Genomic DNA, 5,802 nt, shown 5'->3' on the forward strand with positions numbered 1-5,802 from the left:
TTCCTAGACCAACTGCGCCCCCAGCGCCCGCACCACCCGCTGCAACTCCGCCTGTCCACCGGTGGCGACGCGCAGGCCGGTGATCTCGCGGCGCGGCGGGTAGTGTTTGCGCAGGGCGTCGAAGGCGGCGCGGCGGGTGGCGCTGTCGCCGGTCAGGCTGCGACGGAAGGCGGCGTCGTCGCTTCGCGGGTCGTATACCGCGCGGCACAGCGTGGCCAGCGCCCAGACCGGGTCGCAGCCGGGGTTGAGCTGCAGGCCGGCGAGCCAGGTTTCCGGCAGCACGTCTTGCAGGCTCACACGTTCGGCGATGCCGCGCCAGGCGCAGTAGGCCTGGTAGATCTGCGCGGTGCCGCGCAGCTTGCCTTCCAGGCTGTAGCCGGCGATGTGCGGGGTGGCGATCAGGCAGTGCGCGGCCAGTTCGGGGTCGGCCTGCGGTTCGCCTTCCCAGACGTCCAGCGCCACTTCCAGGTCGGCGCCGCCTTCGAGCAGGCGGCGCAGGGCCTGGTTGTCGACCACCGCGCCACGGCTGGCGTTGACCAGCCAGGTGCCGGGACGCAGGGCGGCCAGGCGGGGTTCATCCAGCAGGTGGCGGGTCGGGTGTTCGCCGTCGCGGTTCAGCGGAGTGTGCAGGCTGATCACGTCGGCCTCGGCCAGCAGCCGTTCCAGCGAGACGAATTCGCCGTCCGGCTCGCGCACCTGGCGCGGCGGATCGCAGACCAGCACTTTCCAGCCCAGCCCGCGCAGCACCTCCACCAGCCGCCCGCCGACCTGCCCGGCGCCGACCACCCCATAGGTGCGTTCGGCCAGGTCGGCGCCGCGCACCTCGGCCATCGCCAGCAGGCAGCCGAGCACGTAGTCCACCACCCCGCGGGCGTTGCAGCCGGGCGCGCTGGACCAGGCGATGCCGGCCTCGGCGAAGTAGTCGAGGTCGAGGTGGTCGGTGCCGATGGTGCAGGTGCCGACGAAGCGCACCGGCGAGCCGGCCAGCGCGGCGCGGCTGACCTCGGTGACCGAGCGCACCAGCAGCACGTCGACCTCGGCCAGCGCCGCGCGGTCGATGGCGCGCCCGGGCAAGCGGCGAATGGAGCCCTGGTCGGCGAAGAAGGCGTCGACCACGGGAATGTTTTCATCGGCGAGAATACGCATGCAGACCTCCGCGAACGAGGCTGCACACTCTAGCAGGCCGAGGGCTCGCGGTGTTGCCGAACGGCTCGCGAGGCGGACCTGCCAGCGCCATGCGCAAGCCTCGACGATCGCGTTTCTCCCAACCACGACCGCGAACGATGGCCAGCTACAAGGAACAGAACCGCGAACGCCTCGTCCGCCTCCTCGACCAGGCGGCGTACGCCAGGGAGCCCGTTCATCGAGCCGGTAGCTCGCTCCGCTCCGGCATGGCCGCCAGGCGCTGGCGCATTTCCTCGCTGGCGGCAGGCCCGGCCTGCACGGTGCATTGCTCCAGCGGTACCGTTCGGCCATCGGCGAGAGCCGCCATGAACGAGCGCACCGGCCGCCCGCTTGTTCGCTCGACGAGCTGCACGCTCTGCCCTTCCTCTGCGTAGTGGCGATTGCCCCAGGCGACGAAAGCCATGAGCACGACGCGAAAATCCTCGCCCTTGGCCGTGGGCACGTACTGATAGCGCAGCGGACGCTGGCTGTAGGGCTGGCGTTCGAGCAGGCCCGCCTCCACCAGCGCGTTCAGGCGCCGGGTAAGCATGTTCGGCGCGATATCCAGGCTCCGGGAAAATTCGTCGAAGCGGCGCAGGCCCTGTAGCGCATCGCGCATGATCAGGATGCTCCACCATTCGCCGACCCGTTCCAGGCTGCGGGCGATGGGGCATTCGGCATCGGCGAAGGTCTTGCGTTGCATGGTTCTTCCTTGGCGAGGCTCACAAAGTGCTGGTCCGCATGTTACTTTCATGATGATAGTTACGTCCACTGACTGCTATTCCATCGGAACAGAAGGACTCGGACCCTCATGAGCAAACGTATCGTCGTCACCGGCATGGGCGCGGTCAGCCCGCTGGGCTGCGGAGTCGAACCCATATGGCAACGCCTGCTGGCCGGGCAATCGGGCATCGCCACGCTCCCGGCGGAGCTGATCGGCGACCTGCCCATCAGCATCGGCGGCCAGGTCCCCGACCGCGCCCAGGACCCGCAGGCCGGCTTCGATCCCGACCTGCTGCTGGCCGCCAAGGAACAACGCAAGATGGACCGCTTCATCCTCTTCGCCCTGGCCGCCGCGCAAGAGGCCCTGGCGCAGGCCGGCTGGGCGCCGCAGAGCGCCGAGGCGCAGGAGCGCACGGCGACCGTCATCGCCTCCGGGGTGGGCGGCTTCCATGCCATCGCCGAAGCGGTGCGGACCACCGACGGCAAGGGACCGCGACGCCTGTCACCCTTCACCATCCCGTCCTTTCTCTGCAACATGGCGGCCGCCCATGTGTCGATCCGCCATGGCTTCAAGGGACCGCTGGGCGCCCCGGTGACCGCCTGCGCGGCGGGCGTGCAAGCCATCGGCGACGCGGCGCGGATGATCCGCGCGGGAGAGGTCGACGTGGCGCTCTGCGGCGGCGCGGAAGCGACCATCCACCGGGTCAGCCTGGCCGGCTTCGCCGCCGCGCGCGCCCTGTCCAGCGATTTCAACGACAGCCCCGAGCGCGCCTCGCGCCCCTTCGACCAGGCCCGCGACGGCTTCGTCATGGGCGAAGGCGCTGGCCTACTGGTCATCGAGGAACTGGAGCACGCCCTGGCGCGCGGCGCCAGGCCCATCGCCGAGCTGGTGGGCTACGGCACCAGCGCCGACGCCTACCACATGACCGCCGGGCCGGAAGATGGCAGCGGCGCCCGCCGGGCCATGCAGCAGGCGCTGCGCCAGGCCGGCGTGGAAGCGGCCGCGGTGCAGCACCTGAATGCCCACGCCACCTCCACCCAGGTAGGCGACAAGGGCGAACTGGCCGCCATCGAGGCCGTGTTCGGCACCGGCAGCGGGCTCGCCATCAGCGCGACCAAATCCGCCACCGGCCACCTCCTGGGCGCCGCCGGCGGCATCGAGGCGATCTTCACGGTCCTGGCACTGCGCGACCAGCTCGCCCCCGCCACACTCAACCTAGAAACGCCCGACACCGACGCCGAGGGCCTCGACCTGGTTCGCGGCGAAGCCCGGCGCTGGCCGATGGAACACGCGCTGTCCAATGGCTTCGGCTTCGGCGGGGTGAATGCCAGCCTGTTGTTCCGGCGCTGGGTGTAGCGCGTCCTACTCTGGAAGCGATCGTGCCAGATGCCTGCCCTCTGCCAGCAGCCCAAGCTCCCGCTGGTGGAGGGACATCAGTTCGCCGCCAGGCCATGTCGAGCATGAGCTCAGACACATGAGGTCTTTTCCGATGCGGCAGTTACATCATGACGGCTTTTACGAGCGATCTGGAGCAAGTATCAGGAGGGTAATGTTTAGGTAACGCACCCAATTAGCGTTTTCGCTCCAAGCTAGCCATGAATATCTACCAAGGTTATTTACAATCTCAAATATCAGGGGCTCTGGTATTCTTCATGGGAAAAAAGTTTCAGGTTTAACTCGCAGGCTTTCAGATTCAAGAAATCTCCACCACAGGGAGGACTCGCAGAAAAAACCAGCCTTCCAACCCAACCAGACCAACGCCATGCTTATCGACTTGAAATTTCGCCGACCTGAACTAGCATGCCTATTAAACTCTTGGCTCATTTACTACAACCAGAAAACAGGGAGACTTGCATGAGAGTTAAAAATGTATTTATATTCACGGTTGGACTTAAGGGCTGTAGCCCAATACCTAGCGTACTTGGCATTTACCACAAATATGCATCAAGAAGCGAAGTCAAATTCATTGGCTGGTACCACCTTTCTGCGAAGCGCTCGCAGAGCGATATCCAGGAAATCTTCTCGAATAATAGCGATGAGCCTTTGAAAGGTTTCGAAGTATTGGAGGCCGAAGCCGTTACAAGGCATGCCACTGAAGACATTCACACTCCAGACTTGTCAACACTTCAAGGAGATGCGGGCGCAATAATTCTTGCTCACGGTGGAGGGGCTCAGGCGGGAAGCAGCAGTGCCGAGGCCGTGGCGAAAGCGGTCGCTGACTTCAGAAAGAAAACAAAACTGCTTATGCAATTTAGAAAAATAGTATTTGACGTATGCAACATGGCCTCCCCCATCAAGACGGTCACTGCCGACCAGGGCAAGTTCTCCGGAATAGGTTTTTACGACAGCGAAGGAAATGCAATCGCCAAGTCAAAAGAATTTCAGTTAAACTTCCTACAGGCATTCACCGCCATCTATGGAGCACTGACACACGATGCCGGATCAGTAAAAGTTGCGGGATGGGACTCTGGAATTTCGGTCTTTCATCCAGCCAACGAATATGTCATGGGCACACCTGCGCCAGCTAATGGCTGGACTGCAACCGTCAGCAATCGCGAGCTCGTCGCGACACTCAAGCATGGGCAGAAATTCCTCAGCAATAGAATCAGTGATGAGGAGAATTCAAAAACCACCTACACGCTCAAATTGATTGACAATGGCGTCAGGGCCTCGCTTAAAAAAACCTACCAGTATGTATCAGTTCAGAATGAAGGCGAAAAGGGCAAAGTAATCCAGACAAAACTGGAAGGCTGGTCGGACAAAGAACTGTAGAGAAACGAGTCTAATCATTAGGCTACTCTAACCAGCCAGCTCTTATGATTTTCCAGCCCGCACGCCACCATCATGCCGCTCCCCGCAAGCCGGCCAACTAACGCTCAAATCCGAAGATACTTCGAATACGGAATCCGTAGAAGAAGAGAGCACACTGGCCCCTTTTTACCGCACGCTGTCCCTAACGAAAACAACTACCGTCCCGCGGCAGCCCCTCGAAAGTTCCCCCTCCGGTTTCGGACGGCAGCTCTCTAGCCTATCCTCCCCCGCCACAACAACAGGAGGTTCCATGCCGGTTTCGTTACCCTTCGAGCAAGTCGATGTCTTCTCCGAACAGCCCTTCAAAGGCAACGCCGTTGCCGTGGTGATTGGCGCCGACCGCCTGAGCAGCCAGCAGATGCTCGAGTTCGCCGCCTGGACCCAGTTGAGCGAGACGACCTTCCTGCTGCGGCCGACCGTTGCCGAAGCCGACTATCGCGTGAGGATCTTCACCCCGTTGCGGGAGTTGCCCTTTGCCGGGCATCCGACGCTGGGAAGCTGCCAGGTCTGGCTGAACCAGGGGGGCGGCAATGCTGCTGACGAGATCGTCCAGGAGTGTCTGGCGGGCCTGATCCGCATCCGCCGCAAGGGCGCCTTGCTGTCGTTCGCGGCGCCTCCCCTGCTTCGTGGCGGAGCGGTCGAAGACGAGGTGTTGCGACGGATCGAGAGCGGGCTTGGCCTGTCCCCGGGGCAGGTACTCGGCAGCCAATGGGTGGACAACGGACCCGGCTGGGTCGCCGTTCGGCTGGCCACGCGTGACGAGGTCCTGGCCATTCGCCCGGACTACGCGAAGCTCGACGGGCTCAACGTGGGCGTGGTCGCGCCCTGGCAAGGTCCCCAGGCGGAGGCGGATGTGGAAGTGCGCGCCTTCATGGGCGAGGAACTCAATGAAGACCCCGTTACCGGCAGCCTCAACGCGAGCCTGGCGCAATGGCTGATCGGCACGGGAGTCATGCCCGGGCGCTACACGGCGAGCCAGGGCACGGCCTTGGGTCGCCGGGGGCGGATAAGCGTCGAGCAGATCGGCGGCGATATCTGGATCGGCGGTGAGGTGCAGCCGGGCATGTCGGGGCAGGTCGTGTTCCTGTCTCTTCTACACCTCT

General features: G+C 63.8%; 5 protein-coding genes. 3 read left to right on the plus strand and 2 right to left on the minus strand.

The features are described from left to right. Positions 1 to 3: 3 nt before the first annotated feature. Positions 4 to 1,146, minus strand: a complete 1,143-nt coding sequence (gene pdxB, locus FFS27_RS27235; protein ID WP_023101404.1) for a 4-phosphoerythronate dehydrogenase PdxB — start codon at positions 1,144 to 1,146, stop codon at positions 4 to 6. Positions 1,147 to 1,360: 214 nt separating this feature from the next. Then, the gene (locus FFS27_RS27240; protein ID WP_003086962.1) at positions 1,361 to 1,867 is read right to left on the minus strand and encodes a winged helix-turn-helix transcriptional regulator; all 507 of its coding nucleotides are present in this window, start codon (positions 1,865 to 1,867) and stop codon (positions 1,361 to 1,363) included. 108 nt (positions 1,868 to 1,975) lie between these two features. Between FFS27_RS27240 and fabF the strand changes: the two genes are divergently transcribed. From fabF to FFS27_RS27255, 3 genes are all read left to right on the plus strand, one after another. Continuing rightward, positions 1,976 to 3,244: a beta-ketoacyl-ACP synthase II gene (fabF, locus tag FFS27_RS27245; protein ID WP_019485179.1), complete on the plus strand. Its 1,269-nt coding sequence runs from the start codon at positions 1,976 to 1,978 to the stop codon at positions 3,242 to 3,244. A gap of 498 nt (positions 3,245 to 3,742) precedes the next feature. Beyond that, on the plus strand, positions 3,743 to 4,660 hold the full coding sequence (locus tag FFS27_RS27250; RefSeq protein ID WP_023101405.1) for a hypothetical protein: 918 nt from the start codon (positions 3,743 to 3,745) through the stop codon (positions 4,658 to 4,660). Between the two features lie 289 nt (positions 4,661 to 4,949). After that, positions 4,950 to 5,802 (plus strand): PhzF family phenazine biosynthesis protein (locus tag FFS27_RS27255; protein ID WP_137952335.1); only part of this gene is annotated, 853 nt, incomplete at its 3' end.

It is taken from the genome of Pseudomonas sp. 2VD, from assembly GCF_005503585.1.
Taxonomy (GTDB): domain Bacteria; phylum Pseudomonadota; class Gammaproteobacteria; order Pseudomonadales; family Pseudomonadaceae; genus Pseudomonas; species Pseudomonas aeruginosa.